The following is a 15,382-nucleotide window of genomic DNA, read 5'->3' on the forward strand; positions in this document are numbered from 1 at the left end:
CACCGGCCGCCGACACCCCCCGACGACCGACTCCGTAAGGACGAACCCCCATGCGCGCCACCGTGATCCACGGCCCCAACGACATCCGGATCGAAGAGGTCCCGGACCCGGTGATCCAGCACCCGACGGACGTCGTGGTGCGGGTCGTGAACGCCTGCATCTGCGGCAGCGACCTGTGGGCGTACCGCGGGGTGGCGCAGCGGGTGGCCGGGCAGCGGATCGGGCACGAGTTCCTGGGCGTGGTCGAGGAGGCGGGCGCCGAGGTGCGCGGCTTCGCGCCGGGCGACCTGGTGGTGGCGCCGTTCGTCTGGTCGGACGGCAGCTGCGACTTCTGCCGGGAGGGCCTGCAGACCTCCTGCCCGCACGGCGGGTTCTGGGGCCAGGTGGGCTCCGACGGCGGCCAGGGCGAGGCGGTGCGGGTGCCGTTCGCGGACGGCACGCTGGTGAAGCTGCCGAAGGAGGCCGCGGGCGACGAGAAGCTGCTGCCGGGGCTGCTGGCGCTGTCCGACGTGATGGCCACCGGGCACCACGCCGCCGTCTCGGCGCGGGTGCGCCCGGGCGCGACGGTCGCCGTGGTCGGCGACGGCGCGGTGGGCCTGTGCGGCGTGCTGGCGGCGCACCGGCTGGGCGCGGACCGCATCATCGCGCTGGGCCGGCACCCCGCCCGCACCGACCTGGCCCGGCGCTTCGGCGCGACCGACGTGGTGGCCGAGCGCGGCGAGGCCGCGATCGAGGCGGTGAAGGAGCTGACCGGCGGCCAGGGCGCGCACGCGGTGCTGGAGGCGGTCGGGACCGAGGAGTCGATGCGCACGGCCGTCTCGATCACCCGGGACGGTGGCGCGGTGGGCTACGTCGGCGTTCCGCACGGGGGCAGCGCGGGCGTCGACATCGGTCAGATGTTCGGCCGAAACGTTTCGCTCAACGGCGGCGTCGCCCCGGCCCGCGCCTACATCCCCGACCTGCTGCCGGACGTCCTCTCCGGGGCCATCGAGCCGGGTCTGGTGTTCGACCGCACCGTGGGCCTGGACGGTGTCCCGGACGGCTACCGGGCGATGGACGACCGTTCGGCGCTGAAGGTCCGGATCGTTTTCTGACGATGCGTCAGAAGGGGTGGCACCGTTGGACGGTGCCGCCCCTTCCGCATGTGGCGGCGGAGTCGCAAAGCGACACGAGTGGTGGTTTTCGGCCAATTGGGTAGTGCGAGAGGGTGAACGACTGGCTGATCGCGGTCAACCCCTTTCGGGGCGGGCGCGACGCTCCTAGCATTGCGCGGCGCGCACACGGATTGTGACGCCCCTCACGTCCGATCGTCTCCCCGCGCGACCGCTACGCCGAAGGAGTGAGGAGAGACAGAGTGGATTCGCCGCCGATCACCACTACCCCTACGGAAGTCCAACTCATTGATGAGAGCGAGGAGTTCCGTACCCTGCGGCGCTCGTTCCGGAGCTTCGCCTTCCCGGTCACCATCGGCTTCGTGCTCTGGTACCTGCTCTACGTGCTGCTCTCCTGCTACGCGCCCGGCCTGATGGGCACCAAGGTCGTCGGGCACATCAACGTGGCCCTGGTGCTGGGGCTGCTGCAGTTCGTCACCACCTTCGCCATCGCCGCCTGGTACGCCCGCTACGCCGACCGGCGGATCGACCCGACCGCCGCCGCGATCCGCGAGGCCCACGGCGCCGTCGTCCACGCTCCCCGGGAGTCCGCCGAATGACCCTGCTCGCCAGCTCCGCCACGGAGCACCGCGGCATCACGATGACCCTGTTCGGGCTCTTCGTGCTGGCCACTCTCGCGATCACCGTCTGGGCCGGGCGGCAGACCAAGGACGCCGCCGACTTCTACGCCGGCGGCCGCGGCTTCACCGGCTTCCAGAACGGCCTGGCCATCTCCGGCGACTACATGTCCGCCGCGTCCTTCCTCGGCATCGCGGGCGCCATCGCGCTCTCCGGCTACGACGGCTTCCTCTACTCGATCGGCTTCCTGGTCGCCTGGCTGGTCGCGCTGCTGCTGATCGCCGAACCGCTGCGCAACTCCGGCCGCTTCACCATGGCGGACGTCCTCGCGTTCCGGATGCGCCAGCGCCCGGTGCGCACCGCGGCGGGCGTCTCCACCATTGTGGTGTCGATCTTCTACCTGCTCGCCCAGATGGTCGGCGCCGGGACGCTGGTCGCCCTGCTGCTCGGGGTCAACGGGGACGCCGCCAAGCGCTGGACCATCGTCGCGGTCGGCGCGCTGATGGTCGTCTACGTGGTGATAGGGGGCATGAAGGGCACCACCTGGGTGCAGATCGTCAAGGCCGTGCTGCTGATCGCCGGCACCGCGCTGATGACCGTCCTGGTGCTCGCCAAGTACCACTTCAACCCCTCGGAACTGCTCGGCGCGGCCGCCAGCGCGAGCGGCAAGGGCGCGGCCTTCCTCGAACCGGGGCTGAAGTACGGGGCCAGCGACACCAGCAAACTCGACTTCATCAGCCTCGGGATCGCGCTGGTGCTCGGCACCGCCGGCCTGCCGCACATCCTGGTCCGCTTCTACACTGTGCCCACCGCCAAGGCGGCCCGGAAGTCGGTGCTCTGGGCGATCGGCATCATCGGCGTCTTCTACCTGATGACCCTGGCGCTCGGCTTCGGCGCGGCGGCGCTGGTCGGCCCCAAGGCGATCAAGGCGGCCAACGCCTCGGGCAACACGGCGGCCCCGCAACTGGCCGAGGTGCTCGGCGGCGGCTCCGGCACCACCGGCGGCGCGATCCTGCTCGCGGTGATCTCCGCCGTCGCCTTCGCCACCATCCTGGCCGTGGTCGCCGGGCTCACCCTGGCCTCCTCCGCCTCCTTCGCGCACGACCTGTATGCCAACGTGATCCGGCGCGGCAAGGCCACCGAGAAGGAGGAGGTGCGCTCGGCGAAGTGGGCCGCCGTCGCGATCGGCGCGGTGGCCATCGTGCTCAGCCTCTTCGCGGGCAAGCTCAACACCGCCGCCCTGGTCGCCCTGGCCTTCGCGGTGGCCGCCTCGGCGAACCTGCCCACCCTGCTCTACTCGCTGTTCTGGAAGCGCTTCACCACCGCCGGCGCGGTCAGCTCGGTCTACGCCGGTCTGATCAGCTCGGTGGTGCTGGTGGTCTTCTCCCCGGTGGTCTCCGGCGCGAAGACCTCGCTGTTCCCGGACAGCGACTTCCACTGGTTCCCGCTGGAGAACCCCGGCCTGGTCTCCATCCCGATCGGCTTCCTGGCCGGGTGGATCGCCACCCTGCTGTCCAAGGACCGACCCGACCCGGCGAAGTACGCTGAACTGGAGGTCCGGGCGCTGACCGGGCTGGGCGCCCACTGACCGACCGGCGATGACTATGCTGGCCCGGCCCGCCGTGACGGTGGCCGGGCCGGCCGCATTGCCGGGGCCGGCCGCATTTTCGGGAAGGGACGCACGTGCTGCTCGACACCTTCGGACGACAGGCCGTCGACCTGCGGGTATCCCTCACCGACCGGTGCAACCTCCGCTGCACCTACTGCATGCCGGAGGAGGGCCTGCGGTGGCTGGCCAAGCCCGAGCTGCTGACCGACGAGGAGATCGTCCGGCTGGTCACCCTCGCGGTGCGTGATCTGGGCGTCCGGGAGGTCCGCTTCACCGGCGGCGAGCCGCTGCTGCGCCCCGGCCTGGTCGCCATCGTCGCCGCCTGCTCCGAGCTGGAGCCGCGCCCCGAGCTGTCCCTCACCACCAACGGCATCGGGCTGGCCCGGACCGCGACGGCGCTGCGCGAGGCCGGGCTCGACCGGGTCAACGTCTCGCTGGACACCCTCGACCCCGAGGTGTTCCACACCCTCACCCGCCGCCACCGCCACCAGGACGTGCTGGCCGGGCTGGCCGCCGCCGAGGCCGCCGGGCTGACGCCCGTCAAGCTGAACGCGGTGCTGATGCGCGGGGTCAACGACCACGAGGCGTCCGACCTGCTGGCCTGGTGCCTGGAGCACGGTTACGAGCTGCGCTTCATCGAGCAGATGCCGCTGGACGCCCAGCACGGCTGGGACCGCTCCGCGATGGTCACCGCCGAGGAGATCCTCGACCTGCTCGGCACCCGGTTCACGCTCACCCCGGAGCCGTCCGCCCGCCGGGGCGCGGCGCCCGCCGAGCGCTGGCTGGTGGACGGCGGCCCGGCCCGGGTGGGCGTGATCGCCTCCGTCACCCGCCCGTTCTGCCGGGCCTGCGACCGGACCCGGCTGACCGCCGACGGGCAGGTGCGCAACTGCCTGTTCGCGACCGGGGAGACGGACCTGCGCACCGCCCTGCGCTCGGGCGCGGACGACGCCGAGCTGGGCACGCTGTGGCGGGCGGCGATGTGGGGCAAGAAGGCCGGGGCCGGGATCGACGACCCGGAGTTCCACCAGCCCGAGCGGCCGATGTCGGCGATCGGCGGCTAGCAGTCCTCGGGCGGTCAGGGCTCCTCGGGCGGCGCAGGGCGTCTCGGGCGGCCGGTGCGTCCCGGGCGCCGCAGGGCGTCAGGCCGGCTCGGACGGGTCGGGGGTCCAGTCGGCGAAGGCGACGACCTCCTTGAGGAAGCCGCGCACGCCGAGGAACTGGGACAGGTGCTCGCGGTGGTCGTCGCAGGCGAGCCAGGTCTTGCGGCGGTCCGGGGTGTGCAGCTTGGGGTTGTTCCACACCAGCACCCAACGGGCGTCCGCCCGGCAGCCCTTGGCGGAGCAGATCGGCGTCTGCGGGGTGTCCATCGGGTCGTCCTCAGCGATAGGCGGGTGGTCTGCACCGCCAGTGTTTCACGCGCTTCCCGCGGCCCGGAGGGAGCCCGCCCGGATCCGGGCATGGCGACGCCGGGCAGCCACGGGGGGAGCCGCCCGGCGTCGGTCCGTCGCTCCGACGGGGGATGCGGAGCGCGTACGCAGTATGTCACGCCAGGTGCCTCGGATGGGGAGGTCCTGCATGATTAATCTGAGCTTCTTCTGAGCTTTCTTCGAGCCGGATTCGCTCGAAACACCGCGAAACGGACGGTCAGTTCGGGCCCTGTGAAGGATCGGTGGCACCGGCCTTTGCCCCTCCTGTACCAGGAGCCCCACCCGCCCCACCCTTCCCACCCGTCCCGCCGGGGCCGAGCATCAGCGGGGTGTCCAGCGGGATGTCGAAGGTGCTCGGCAGCCCCGGCGCCCGCTCCCGGCCCGCGTTGGCGATCAGGACGGCGAAGTACGGCAGCAGCACGGCGCCCGCCAGCGCCGCGAACGCCAGCCACCGCTGGACGTCCCACAGCACCACGGCGAGCAGCACGCAGACCGTCCGGAGCAGCATCGAGATCACGTAGCGGCGCTGCCGCCCGCGGACGTCCTCGGTGAGGCTGCTCCGCGCTCCCGTGATCCGGTGGATCTGCCCGTCGCCGGCGCTCTTGCCCATGTCCTACCGCCCTCGTCCACGCTCCCGCGCGACTCGCCGCACGGCCTCCTCACGGTACGCCCGGGCAGCGGCGACGACGAGACCGGGTGGGGCGGACCCACCCGGTCGGGCGTGCGAAGGGACTGTCCGGCCGATCGGGACGGGCGGAGGCGTGTTCTACGACCGCCGGGAGAGGAACTGCGGCGGGACGGCGTCGGTGAGCCAGACGCCGTTGTCGCTGATCCGGAACTCGTGGCCGGCCGCCGCCATCGCGGCCGCGTTCACGGTGAGCACCACCGGGCGGCCGTGCCGGGCGCCGACCCGGACCGCGGTCTCGGTGTCCGCGGACAGGTGGACGTCCTGCCGGGCCATCGGGCGCAGGCCCTCCCGGAAGATCGACGCCAGGTGGCGGTCGGCGGTGCCGTGGTAGAGCACCGGGGGCGGCACGGTGGCGGCCAGACCGAGGTCGACCGCCACCGTGTGGCCCTGGTTGGCGCGGATCGAGAGACCGTCCGCGGAGTAGCCGAAGCGGCGCTTGTTGTTGGTCGCCACCACGTGGTCCAGATCGGCCCTGGTCAGCCGGTTGCCCTTCGCCGCGAGGGCGGCGAGGAGCACGTCGATCCGGACCCAGCCGGACTCGTCCAGCGTGACGCCCACCCGCTCCGGATCGTGCCGCAGGATGCGCGACAGCATCTTGCTCGTCTTGACCAGCCGCTTCTCGTCCATCATGTCTCTCGTATCCCCCCGTTGGTCAGTGGCTATGAGGCCTGGCTGACCGAACTCATGTTGAAGTCCGCGACACGCACGGGTGGCATCGCGGTGCGGGTGAAGTAGTCGCTCCACTCGCGGGGCAGGCAGCGCTCGGTGCGGCCCGCCTCGGTGATCCGGCCGAGCAGGTCCACCGGGGACTCGTTGAACCGGAAGTTGTTGACCGCGCCGACGACTTCGCCGTTCTCGACCAGGTAGACGCCGTCCCGGGTCAGGCCGGTGAGCAGCATCGTCGCCGGGTCCACCTCGCGGATGTACCAGAGGCAGGTGAGCAGCAGGCCGCGCTCGGTGCGGGCGATCATCTCGTCCAGGGTCGGCGCGGTGTCCTGGTCGGCCGTCTCCAGCACCAGGTTGTCGCCGAACGGGCGCAGCGGCAGGCCGGTGAGGCCGGCGGAGTGGCGGCTGGTGACCAGGTTGGCCAGCACGCCCTCGCGGACCCACGCGGTGGCGTTGATCGGCAGGCCGTTGTCGAAGACCGAGACGTCGCCGCCGGTCGAGTGCGCGAGGACGAACGGCACCGACTCCAGGCCGGGTTCGGCCGGGTCCGTGCGCAGCGTCAGCGGCAGCCCGCCGAGCTCGTCGCCGATCCGGGTGCCGCCGCCGGGCTTGGAGAAGACGGTGCGGCCCTCGTGGGCGTCGCGGCCGACGGCGGACCAGGCGAGGCAGAGCATCAGGTCGGCGACGGCCGAGGGCGGCAGCAGCGTCTCGTACCGGCCGGCCGGCAGGTCCACCTTGCGGGTGCCCCAGCCGAGGCGCTTGGTCAGCTCGGTGTGCAGGGCGGTGACGTCCACGTCGGAGAAGTCCCGGGTGGCGGCGCCGGCCCAGGCCGAGCCGGACAGGTCGGCGGTCTTGGCGTTGATCTCGACCATGCCGGTCGGCTGGTCGTGGCGCAGCCGCAGACCGCTGGAGGTGCCCAGGTAGCTGCTGACCACCTCGTGCCGGGCGAAGCCGTACAGCAGCTCGCCCTGCGCGGCGGCCCGGGCGAAGGCCTCGCCGAGGGCCGGGCCGAAGGCGTCGAACACCGCGATCGAGGTCTCGGCGGGCGGTTGGGTGAAGTCCGGCGAGGACGGCCGGTCGGCCACCAGCGGCTGGGCGTCCTCGGCCGGGCCGGCCGCGTGGGCGGCCTCCTCGGCGGCGCGGACCAGGCCCTCCACCTCGTCCGGGGTGACGGCCTCGCGGGAGACCACGCCGGAGGCGGTGCCGTCGGCCCCGGCCACGGTGGCGATCACGGTGAGGCGGCGGCCGCGGGTGACGCCGTTGGTGGTCAGCGAGTTGCCGGCCCAGCGCAGGTTGGCGGTGGACTCCTCGTCGGCGATCACCACGCAGCCGTCGGCGCGGGCGAGGCCGAGTGCCAGCTCGACCAGTTCGTGGGGCTGCATCGCGGTCATCAGTGACCCGCCTCCTGCTGGGTGTTGAGCACGTTGACGTTGCGGAACAGCGCCGACGGGCAGCCGTGGCTGACCGCCGCGATCTGGCCGGGCTGCGCCTTGCCGCAGTTGAAGGCGCCGCCGAGGACGTAGGTCTGTGGGCCGCCGACCGCCGTCATCGAGCCCCAGAAGTCGGTGGTGGTCGCCTGGTAGGCGAAGTCCTTGACCTGGCCGGCGAGTTCGCCGTTCCTGATGGCGTAGGCACGCTGGCCGGTGAACTGGAAGTTGTAGCGCTGCATGTCGATCGACCAGGAGCGGTCGCCGACGATGTACAGGCCGTTCTCCACCCCGGCGAACAGGCCCTCGGTGTCCGGGCCGTCGGCGGCGGGCTGGAGCGAGACGTTGGCCATCCGCTGCACCGGCACGTGCGCCGGGGAGTCCGCGAAGGCACAGCCGTTGGAACGCTCGAAGCCCTTCAGCTCGGCCATGCCGCGGTCGAGTTGGTACCCGACCAGGATGCCGTCCTTGACCAGGTCCCAGGACTGGGTGGCGACGCCCTCGTCGTCGTAGCCGATCGTGGACAGGCCGTGCTCGGCGGTGCGGTCGCCGGTGACGTGCATCAGCTCGGAGCCGTACCTGAGCGAGCCGAGCCGGTCGAAGGTGGCGAAGGAGGTGCCGGCGTAGGCGGCCTCGTAGCCGAGGGCGCGGTCCAGCTCGGTGGCGTGGCCGATCGACTCGTGGATGGTCAGCCAGAGGTTGGACGGGTCGATGACCAGGTCGTAGCGGCCGGCCCGGACGCTCGGTGCCTTCATCTTCTCGGCCAGCAGGGTGGGCAGTTCGGCGAGTTCGGCGTCCCAGTCCCAGCCCGTTCCGCGCGGGCCCCGTCCGTCGGGGGACGACCCCCGGGCCCCCGTGAGGTACTCGAACCCGCGGCCGACCGGCGGGGCCAGCGTGCGCATCGAGTCGAAGGCCCCGGTGCGCTCGTCCACCGAGGTGGCCTCCAGCGTGGGGTGCAGCCGGATCCGCTGCTGGGTGGTGACGGTGCCCGCGGTGTCCGCGTAGAACTTGTTCTCCTGGACGGTCAGCAGGCTCGCCCGGACGTGTGAGACGCCCTCGGCGGCCAGCAGCCGCGAACTCCACTCGGCGAGCAGTGCGGTCTTCTCCGCGTCCGGCACCTCGAAGGGGTTCACCTCGTACGAGGAGACCCAGGTGGCGTCCCGGTACACCGGCTCGTCGGCCAGCTCGACCCGCTCGGCGGAGCCGGCGGCCCGGCTGATTCCGCCGGACAGGCGGGCCACCGCGACGGCCTGCTCGGCGACCCGCGCCGCCGCGTCGGCGGTGAGGTCCACCCCGGCGGCGAAGCCCCAGGCGCCGTCCAGCAGCACCCGGACGGCGAAGCCGAGTTGCACGCTGTCGGAGGTGCCGGACGGGCGGGCGTCGCGCAGCCGCCAGGAGGCGCTGCGGACCCGCTCCAGGCGGAAGTCGGCGTGGGTGGCGCCGAGTTCGCGCGCCCGGGTGAGGGCGGCGTCGGCGAGGGTGCGCAGCGGGAAGGCGAGGAACAGCGGATCGACGGCGCGCCCGTGCGGGGCGCCGACGCTGTCGGCCGGAGGGATCGGAGGCAAGCGAGCTCCCTGGTCGCGGAGGGTGGCGGTGCGGCGCCGCACAGGGGCGCCCGCACCGCATCATGGCCGGTCCAGGGGGTTTCGGCCAGCGCATTTCGGTCGGTGCGCCGCCGTGGTGGCCGGTCGGTCAGCCGACGCTCTCCCACCAGCCGTCCAGCTCCGGCGGGTTGTCCACGTCGACCCGCTCGCCGGGGCGCGGCACGGTCAGCGGGACGGCCTGCGCCTTGGCCTCGACCAGCAGCCGCTCGATCGGCTCGGCCCACGGGTGCAGGCCCAGGTTGAAGGTGCACCAGTGCACCGGCACCAGCAGGCCCGCCTGGAGGTCGCGGTGGGCGCGCACGGCGTCCTCGGGGGTCATGTGGATGTCGGCCCAGGCGGCGTCGTAGGCGCCGATCTGCACCAGCGCGGCGTCGAAGGGGCCGTGCTGGTCGCCGATCCGGGCGTAGCCCTCGAAGTAGCCGGAGTCGCCGGTGTAGAAGACCTTGCGGTCGGGGCCGGCGATCACCCAGGAGCCCCACAGGGTGGTGTTGCGGGTCAGGCCGCGGCCGGAGAAGTGGTGCGCCGAGGTGAGGGTGAGCACCAGGTCGCCGAGGGTGCAGGTCTCGTCCCAGTCCAGCTCGATGATGCGGTGCTCCGGGACGCCCCAGCGGCGCAGGTGGCCGCCGATGCCCAGCGGCACCGCGAACGGCGCGGACTGGCTGCGCACCAGGCGCTTGACCGTCGCCATGTCCAGGTGGTCGTAGTGGTCGTGCGAGATCAGCACGGCATCGACCTGCGGCAGCTCCTCCAGTTCCACCGGCACCGGGTGCAGCCGCTTGGGGCCGACGTGCGCGGCGGGGGAGCAGCGTTCGCTCCAGATCGGGTCGAGCAGCACCCGGGAGCCCTCGATCTCCACCAGTGCGGAGGCGTGCCCGTACCAGGTGATCGCCACGCCCTCGGCGGCCGGGCCGGGGCCGCCGACGGGGCGGACGGTCGGCACCGGGTTGGCGGGGACGAGGCCCGCGCGCTCGAACAGCATCCGGCGGACGGTGCCGCGGTCGATGTCCGGGGTGGTGGTGGCCCGGGCCAGGGTGGAGGGGGCGTTGTGGAAGACGCCGTCGCGGTACTGCGGCGAGTCGCGCACCCGCTCCTCGTGCTCGCCGTCCGGCCGCCGGCCGAACGCCGCCGGCAGGTCGCGCAGCGACCACGCGGCCGCTCCCAGGCCGGCCGCCAGGGCGGTCAGGGCCAGCAGCCGTCCGTGTCGGTGGGTGCTCCGGGGCCGTGCCTTGGTCATGCGCCCTGCCTTCGTTCCTCGCGGGACCCTTCGGGGATCGGTACGGCCGGTCCCGGGTCGGCCCGCACCACGGGGGCAACGGGTGCGCGGGGCCGTGTTGTTCCCGTACGGCGGCGCCGGCTCGGCTCCGGCCGTGGTTCGATCGGGGTGGCTGAGCAGGTGCGGGGCGCTGCGGGTACGGATTGTCGGATTGCGACAGTTCCTCTGGTGCGGCGCTGTGGGAGCCCGATGCGCCGACACCGCCGACCGCCCGATAGCGTCACACTGCGTACGCGTTCCGACGTACGTGCTCACACACGGAGAGAGGTGGATCGTTGAGCCGCTCGGTTCTCGTCACCGGAGGAAACCGGGGCATCGGCCTCGCGATCGCCCAGGCCTTCGCCGAGGCGGGTGACAAGGTCGCCATCACCAGCCGTTCGGGTGAGGTGCCCGAGGCCCTGGAGAAGTACGACGTCCTCGCGGTGCGCTGCGACATCACGGACGCCGCGCAGGTCGACGCCGCCTTCACCGAGATCGAGGAGAAGCACGGCGCGGTCGAGGTGCTGGTCGCCAACGCGGGCATCACCAAGGACACCCTGCTGCTGCGCATGTCCGAGGAGGACTTCACCTCCGTCCTGGACACCAACCTGACCGGTGCCTTCCGGGTGGTCAAGCGCGCCTCGAAGCTGATGATGCGCGCCCGCAAGGGCCGCGTCGTGCTGATCTCGTCCGTGGTGGGCCTGTCCGGTTCGCCGGGCCAGGCGAACTACGCCGCGTCCAAGGCGGGCCTGGTCGGCTTCGCCCGGTCGCTGGCGCGCGAGCTGGGCCCGCGCAACATCACCGTCAACGTGGTCGCCCCCGGCTTCGTCGACACCGACATGACCGCTGTGCTCAGCGACGAGCGCCGTGCGGAGATCGTCTCGGGCGTGCCGCTGGGCCGCTACGCGTCGCCCGCCGAGGTCGCCTCCACCGTGCGGTTCCTCGGTTCGGACGAGGCCGCGTACATCACCGGAGCCGTCATTCCCGTCGACGGCGGATTGGGCATGGGTCACTGAGCATGAGTGGAATCCTTGAGGGCAAGCGGATCCTGATCACCGGCGTGCTGATGGAGTCCTCCATCGCCTTCCACACCGCCAAGCTCGCTCAGGAGCAGGGTGCGGAGATCATCCTCACCGCGTTCCCGCGCCCGAGCCTGACCGAGCGGATCGCCAAGAAGCTGCCGAAGCCGGTCACCGTGCTGCCGCTGGACGTCTCCAGCGAGGAGGAGCTGGCGGGCATCGCGGACAAGGTCCGCGAGCACCTGCCGACCCTGGACGGCATCGTCCACTCGATCGGCTTCGCGCCGCAGGACGCCCTGGGCGGCAACTTCCTGGACACCCCGTGGGAGTCCGTGGCCACCGCGATGAACGTCTCGGCCTTCTCGCTGAAGTCGCTGACCATGGCGCTGCTGCCGCTGATGCAGGACGGCGGCTCGGTCGTCGGCCTCACCTTCGACGCGCAGTACGCCTGGCCGCAGTACGACTGGATGGGCCCGGCCAAGGCCGCCCTGGAGTCGACCAACCGCTACCTGGCGCGCTACCTGGGCGAGCGGGACATCCGCTGCAACCTGATCTCGGCCGGCCCGATCGGCTCGATGGCCGCCAAGTCCATCCCGGGCTTCGGCGACCTCGCGGACACCTGGAACCACCGCTCCCCGCTCAAGTGGGACCTGAGCGACCCGGAGCCGGCCGGTCGCGGCATCGTCGCGCTGCTGTCGGACTGGTTCCCGAAGACCACCGGCGAGATCATCCACGTCGACGGCGGCGTGCACGCCATCGGCGCCTGACCGCTTCGCCGTACGCCGCTCCGCCGTACGCCGCTGCCCGGCACCCCCACGGGGGTGCCGGGCAGCGGCGTTCCAGGACGGCTCAGACGTCGGCGGGGGTGCACGCGCCGATGGCGCGGCCGGCCTCGACGGCGGCGCGCTGGGGGTCGCCGGCCCGGATGGCGTCGAGGATGGTGTCGTGGCCGATGTAGCGCTCGGCGATCAGCTCGGGGCCGACGTCGTGCCGCAGGTGGGCGCGGGTGACCTCGCCGAGGTCGGCGTAGACGGCGGCGAGCACGTCGTTGTGGGCGGCGGCGACGACGGCCTGGTGGAACGCGGCGTCGGCCTGGATGAAGTCCTCGGCGTCGCCGGAGTGCCAGGCGGCCTCGCGGCGGCCGATCGCGGCGTCCAGCAGGCCGAGGTCGCGGTCGGTGCGGCGGGTGGCGGCGAGGCCGGCCGCGGAGGTCTCCAGGGCGGCCCGCAGTTCGGCGACCTGCGCCTGGTCGGCGTCGGCGAAGCGGCGGTGCATCACCCCGGCCAGCTCGCTGGTGGCGAGCACGTAGGTGCCGGAGCCCTGGCGGATGTCGAGCAGCCCGTTGTGGGCGAGGGCGCGGACGGCCTCGCGGACGGTGTTGCGGGCGACGCCGAGCTGTTCGACGAGTGCGGCCTCGGTGGGGATGCGGGAGCCGACGGGCCACTCCCCGGAGGTGATCTGGGCGCGCAGCTGCGCGATCACCTGGTCGGACAGCGGGGTGCGCCTCGGCGAGGACAGCGCCACGGGGACTCCTTGCGGCTACGGGTGGGTGGACGGGGCCGGTGGGTGGGACGGCCCGGTGCCCGGTGGGGGAGTGGGTCGGCACATCATGCCAATTCCAAGGTGCGCCGATTCATCCCATCATTCTATGATGGCGTCCATGCCTCCCGCAGCAGACACCACCGCCTCCCCACGAACCGAGGCCCGGCCGCAGACCGAGCGGCCCTCCACCACCTCCTCCGGCAAGTACCTGGGCTGGCTGTTCGCCATCGCGATCGCCGCCGCCGCCTTCAACCTGCGCCCCGTGGTCACCAGCCTCGGGCCGCTGCTCGACCAGGTCCGCGCCGGCCTCGGGATGAACCCGACGCTCGCCGGGCTGCTCACCGCCGTCCCGTCGCTCTGCTTCGGCCTGTTCGGCTTCGCCGCACCCTCGATGGCCCGGCGGGTCGGCCCGATCGCCGTGATCACCGCCGGCATGGGCGCGATCACCGCGGGCGTGCTGTCCCGCTCCTTCGCCGGCGGTACCGCGGTGTTCCTGCTGCTGACCGCGCTCGCGCTGGCCGGCGTGGCGGTCTCCAACGTGCTGATCCCGGTGGTGATCAAGCGCTACTTCCCGGACAAGGTCGGTCCGATGATCGGCCTGTACTCGATGGCGCTGTCGGCCGGCACCGCGCTGGCCGCCGCCGTCACCGTGCCGATGACCAGCGCACTCGGTGGTGACTGGCGCTACGGCCTGGGCGTCTGGGCCGGCCTCGCCGCGCTGGCCCTGCTGCTCTGGCTCCCGGTGCTGCTGACCAAGCGCGAGCGCGGCGAGCGCGCGGGCGGGGCGGCCGCCGCCAGGCTGCCGATCACCCGCAGTCGGACGGCCTGGGCGATGGCCTGCTTCTTCGGCCTCCAGGCCACCGGCGCCTACGTGGTGATGGGCTGGCTGCCGAAGATCTTCCAGGACGCCGGCGTCGACAAGGGCACCTCCGGGGTGCTGCTCGCGGTGACCATGGTGATCGGCGTGCCGGTCTCCTTCGTGCTGCCCAACCTGGCCGCCCGCCGCGGCGACCAGCGACTGTTCGTCGTCGTGCTGGCCGCCTGCGGCATCGTCGGGTACGCCGGGCTGGCGCTGGCCCCGGCCGGGGCGTCGTGGCTCTGGGCGGTCCTGGTGGGCCTGTCCAACTGCGCCTTCCCGCTGGTGCTGACGATGATCGGGCTGCGCGCCCGGACGGCCGGCGGGGTCGCCCAGCTCTCCGCCTTCGCCCAGGGCGTCGGCTACCTGATCTCCATCCCCGGCCCGATCCTGATCGGCCGGATCTACCAGATGACCGGTGAGTGGTACGGGCCGCTGGGCTTCCTGGCGCTGCTGCTGGTGCCGCAGATGATGTTCGGCCTGCGGGCCGCGATGGCCCGGCACATCGAGGACGAGGCGGTCCACCCCGTGGCGCAGGTCAAGGCCTGACCAAGGGACGGCCAACCCCGAGGGGTCGGTGACCGACGGGCGTGTTCGGGGTGGAAGAATCCCGGACATGCCCGTTCTCGATCCCAACCCGACCGACGGCCGCAAGCAACTCGGCCAGATCGCCCTGGCGATCGCCGGCATCGTGGTGCTGGTGGCGATCATCGCCTCCGTCGCCGCCGCCATAGGCTGACCCGGTCCAGCCCCCCCCGCATCACCGCCGTCCACCGGGCACCTCCGTCCATCGGAAGGGCCGGACGAACGGCGGATGATGACACCCTCCACCCCTGCGAGTGGCGGCAACCGGGAGCACCGCGCCCCGGAGCGGCTTTTCTGCCAAGCTTGCTGGGTATGAGCGCCGACACGCCCCGCAGGATCATCGTTCTCCGCCATGCCAAGGCCGACTGGCCCAACGGCGTGGACGACCACGAGCGGCCGCTGGCCGACCGGGGCCGTCACCAGGCCCCGGACGCCGGCCGCTGGCTGGTCGACTCCGGCATCAACCCCGACTACGTGCTCTGCTCCACCGCGCTGCGCACCCGCGAGACCTGGAAGCTGGCGGCGCACGAGCTGCCGAAGCGGGCCCGCAAGACCGTGTACGAGGACCGGGTCTACGAGGCCAGCCCCGGCGAGATCATCGCCGTCCTCCAGGAGACCCCGGAGGAGTACGCGGACGTGGTGCTGGTCGGGCATAACCCCGGCGTGCTGGGCCTGACCCAGGTGCTGGCCGGTGATGCGGGCGACCGGGACGCGCTGGAGCGGCTGCGGCTCGGCGGCTTCCCGACGGCGGCGATCGCGGTGCTCAGCTTCAGCGGCTCGTGGAAGGGCGTCGAGCCGGGTACGGCGGAGCTGGTCTCGTACTACACGCCGCAGGACTGACGCCGTACGGAGCCCCGGGCTTCGAGCCCCGGGCTCCGAGTCCCGGGCTCCGATGACGACGAGGGGCGGGCGGGCCGCGGCCGCGCGCCCCGCACGTACGTCGTCAGGCCGTACTCGGTCAGGCTGCCGTCCAC

General features: G+C 72.6%; 16 protein-coding genes. 9 read left to right on the forward strand and 7 right to left on the reverse strand.

Translation table 11 applies throughout. The features are described 5' to 3' along the window. The first annotated feature begins 50 nt into the window (after window positions 1-50). From ACIPLC_RS08330 to moaA, 4 genes are all read left to right on the forward strand, one after another. Window positions 51-1,094, forward strand: a complete 1,044-nt coding sequence (locus tag ACIPLC_RS08330) for a zinc-dependent alcohol dehydrogenase family protein (RefSeq protein ID WP_400472151.1) — start codon at window positions 51-53, stop codon at window positions 1,092-1,094. A gap of 260 nt (window positions 1,095-1,354) precedes the next feature. Then, window positions 1,355-1,711, forward strand: a complete 357-nt coding sequence (locus ACIPLC_RS08335) for a DUF485 domain-containing protein (protein ID WP_400472152.1) — start codon at window positions 1,355-1,357, stop codon at window positions 1,709-1,711. Beyond that, window positions 1,708-3,318 carry a cation acetate symporter gene (locus ACIPLC_RS08340; protein ID WP_400472153.1) on the forward strand — a complete coding sequence of 537 codons (1,611 nt, stop codon included), beginning with the start codon at window positions 1,708-1,710 and terminating at the stop codon, window positions 3,316-3,318. The genes ACIPLC_RS08335 and ACIPLC_RS08340 overlap by 4 nt, the downstream gene beginning before the upstream one ends. A gap of 95 nt (window positions 3,319-3,413) precedes the next feature. Beyond that, complete coding sequence (moaA, locus tag ACIPLC_RS08345) at window positions 3,414-4,403, forward strand: GTP 3',8-cyclase MoaA (RefSeq protein WP_400472154.1); 990 nt, start codon at window positions 3,414-3,416, stop codon at window positions 4,401-4,403. Window positions 4,404-4,481: 78 nt separating this feature from the next. Here the strand turns inward: moaA and ACIPLC_RS08350 are convergent, their stop codons facing one another. The 6 genes from ACIPLC_RS08350 to ACIPLC_RS08375 all read right to left on the reverse strand — a co-directional run bounded on the left by ACIPLC_RS08350 (window position 4,482) and on the right by ACIPLC_RS08375 (window position 10,388). Then, entirely contained in the window at window positions 4,482-4,709 is a 228-nt protein-coding gene (locus tag ACIPLC_RS08350; protein WP_400472155.1) for a hypothetical protein, read from the reverse strand. Between the two features lie 277 nt (window positions 4,710-4,986). Next, window positions 4,987-5,379, reverse strand: coding sequence for a DUF3099 domain-containing protein (locus ACIPLC_RS08355; RefSeq protein WP_400472156.1), 393 nt, complete (start codon window positions 5,377-5,379; stop codon window positions 4,987-4,989). Between the two features lie 156 nt (window positions 5,380-5,535). Further along, window positions 5,536-6,084: an RNA 2'-phosphotransferase gene (locus ACIPLC_RS08360; protein ID WP_400472185.1), complete on the reverse strand. Its 549-nt coding sequence runs from the start codon at window positions 6,082-6,084 to the stop codon at window positions 5,536-5,538. Window positions 6,085-6,116: 32 nt separating this feature from the next. After that, complete coding sequence (locus ACIPLC_RS08365; protein WP_400472157.1) at window positions 6,117-7,514, reverse strand: metallopeptidase TldD-related protein; 1,398 nt, start codon at window positions 7,512-7,514, stop codon at window positions 6,117-6,119. Then, a complete protein-coding gene (locus ACIPLC_RS08370; RefSeq protein ID WP_400472158.1) occupies window positions 7,514-9,115 on the reverse strand; it encodes a TldD/PmbA family protein in 1,602 nt (533 codons plus the stop codon). The genes ACIPLC_RS08365 and ACIPLC_RS08370 overlap by 1 nt, the downstream gene beginning before the upstream one ends. A gap of 127 nt (window positions 9,116-9,242) precedes the next feature. After that, window positions 9,243-10,388, reverse strand: a complete 1,146-nt coding sequence (locus tag ACIPLC_RS08375) for an MBL fold metallo-hydrolase (RefSeq protein ID WP_400472159.1) — start codon at window positions 10,386-10,388, stop codon at window positions 9,243-9,245. Between the two features lie 314 nt (window positions 10,389-10,702). Between ACIPLC_RS08375 and fabG the strand changes: the two genes are divergently transcribed. Both fabG and fabI read left to right on the forward strand, forming a co-directional pair. Next, on the forward strand, window positions 10,703-11,422 hold the full coding sequence (gene fabG, locus ACIPLC_RS08380) for a 3-oxoacyl-[acyl-carrier-protein] reductase (RefSeq protein WP_400472160.1): 720 nt from the start codon (window positions 10,703-10,705) through the stop codon (window positions 11,420-11,422). A 2-nt stretch (window positions 11,423-11,424) separates the two neighbouring features. Continuing rightward, on the forward strand, window positions 11,425-12,192 hold the full coding sequence (gene fabI, locus ACIPLC_RS08385; protein ID WP_400472161.1) for an enoyl-ACP reductase FabI: 768 nt from the start codon (window positions 11,425-11,427) through the stop codon (window positions 12,190-12,192). A gap of 82 nt (window positions 12,193-12,274) precedes the next feature. Here the strand turns inward: fabI and ACIPLC_RS08390 are convergent, their stop codons facing one another. After that, on the reverse strand, window positions 12,275-12,949 hold the full coding sequence (locus ACIPLC_RS08390; RefSeq protein WP_400472162.1) for a FadR/GntR family transcriptional regulator: 675 nt from the start codon (window positions 12,947-12,949) through the stop codon (window positions 12,275-12,277). Between the two features lie 136 nt (window positions 12,950-13,085). Between ACIPLC_RS08390 and ACIPLC_RS08395 the strand changes: the two genes are divergently transcribed. The 3 genes from ACIPLC_RS08395 to ACIPLC_RS08405 all read left to right on the forward strand — a co-directional run bounded on the left by ACIPLC_RS08395 (window position 13,086) and on the right by ACIPLC_RS08405 (window position 15,248). Beyond that, window positions 13,086-14,372, forward strand: a complete 1,287-nt coding sequence (locus tag ACIPLC_RS08395) for a CynX/NimT family MFS transporter (RefSeq protein WP_400472163.1) — start codon at window positions 13,086-13,088, stop codon at window positions 14,370-14,372. A 67-nt stretch (window positions 14,373-14,439) separates the two neighbouring features. Next, complete coding sequence (locus tag ACIPLC_RS08400; protein ID WP_279634939.1) at window positions 14,440-14,562, forward strand: SGM_5486 family transporter-associated protein; 123 nt, start codon at window positions 14,440-14,442, stop codon at window positions 14,560-14,562. 158 nt (window positions 14,563-14,720) lie between these two features. Continuing rightward, window positions 14,721-15,248 (forward strand): SixA phosphatase family protein, encoded by a 528-nt coding sequence (locus tag ACIPLC_RS08405; RefSeq protein WP_400472164.1) that lies wholly within the window; start codon window positions 14,721-14,723, stop codon window positions 15,246-15,248. Window positions 15,249-15,382 lie beyond the last annotated feature (134 nt).

It is taken from the genome of Kitasatospora sp. NPDC086801 (assembly GCF_044745805.1).
Classification (GTDB): Bacteria; Actinomycetota; Actinomycetes; order Streptomycetales; family Streptomycetaceae; genus Kitasatospora.

What these genes read in the sequence shown, in the direction of transcription:
- ACIPLC_RS08330 (WP_400472151.1), top strand. Translation starts at nt 51, where the DNA reads ATGCGCGCCACCGTGATCCACGGCCCCAACGACATCCGGATCGAAGAG.
- ACIPLC_RS08340 (WP_400472153.1), top strand. Translation starts at nt 1,708, where the DNA reads ATGACCCTGCTCGCCAGCTCCGCCACGGAGCACCGCGGCATCACGATG.
- ACIPLC_RS08350 (WP_400472155.1), bottom strand. Translation starts at nt 4,709, where the DNA reads ATGGACACCCCGCAGACGCCGATCTGCTCCGCCAAGGGCTGCCGGGCG.
- ACIPLC_RS08355 (WP_400472156.1), bottom strand. Translation starts at nt 5,379, where the DNA reads ATGGGCAAGAGCGCCGGCGACGGGCAGATCCACCGGATCACGGGAGCG.
- ACIPLC_RS08360 (WP_400472185.1), bottom strand. Translation starts at nt 6,084, where the DNA reads ATGGACGAGAAGCGGCTGGTCAAGACGAGCAAGATGCTGTCGCGCATC.
- ACIPLC_RS08365 (WP_400472157.1), bottom strand. Translation starts at nt 7,514, where the DNA reads ATGACCGCGATGCAGCCCCACGAACTGGTCGAGCTGGCACTCGGCCTC.
- ACIPLC_RS08375 (WP_400472159.1), bottom strand. Translation starts at nt 10,388, where the DNA reads ATGACCAAGGCACGGCCCCGGAGCACCCACCGACACGGACGGCTGCTG.
- fabI (WP_400472161.1), top strand. Translation starts at nt 11,425, where the DNA reads ATGAGTGGAATCCTTGAGGGCAAGCGGATCCTGATCACCGGCGTGCTG.
- ACIPLC_RS08395 (WP_400472163.1), top strand. Translation starts at nt 13,086, where the DNA reads ATGCCTCCCGCAGCAGACACCACCGCCTCCCCACGAACCGAGGCCCGG.
- ACIPLC_RS08400 (WP_279634939.1), top strand. Translation starts at nt 14,440, where the DNA reads ATGCCCGTTCTCGATCCCAACCCGACCGACGGCCGCAAGCAACTCGGC.
- ACIPLC_RS08405 (WP_400472164.1), top strand. Translation starts at nt 14,721, where the DNA reads ATGAGCGCCGACACGCCCCGCAGGATCATCGTTCTCCGCCATGCCAAG.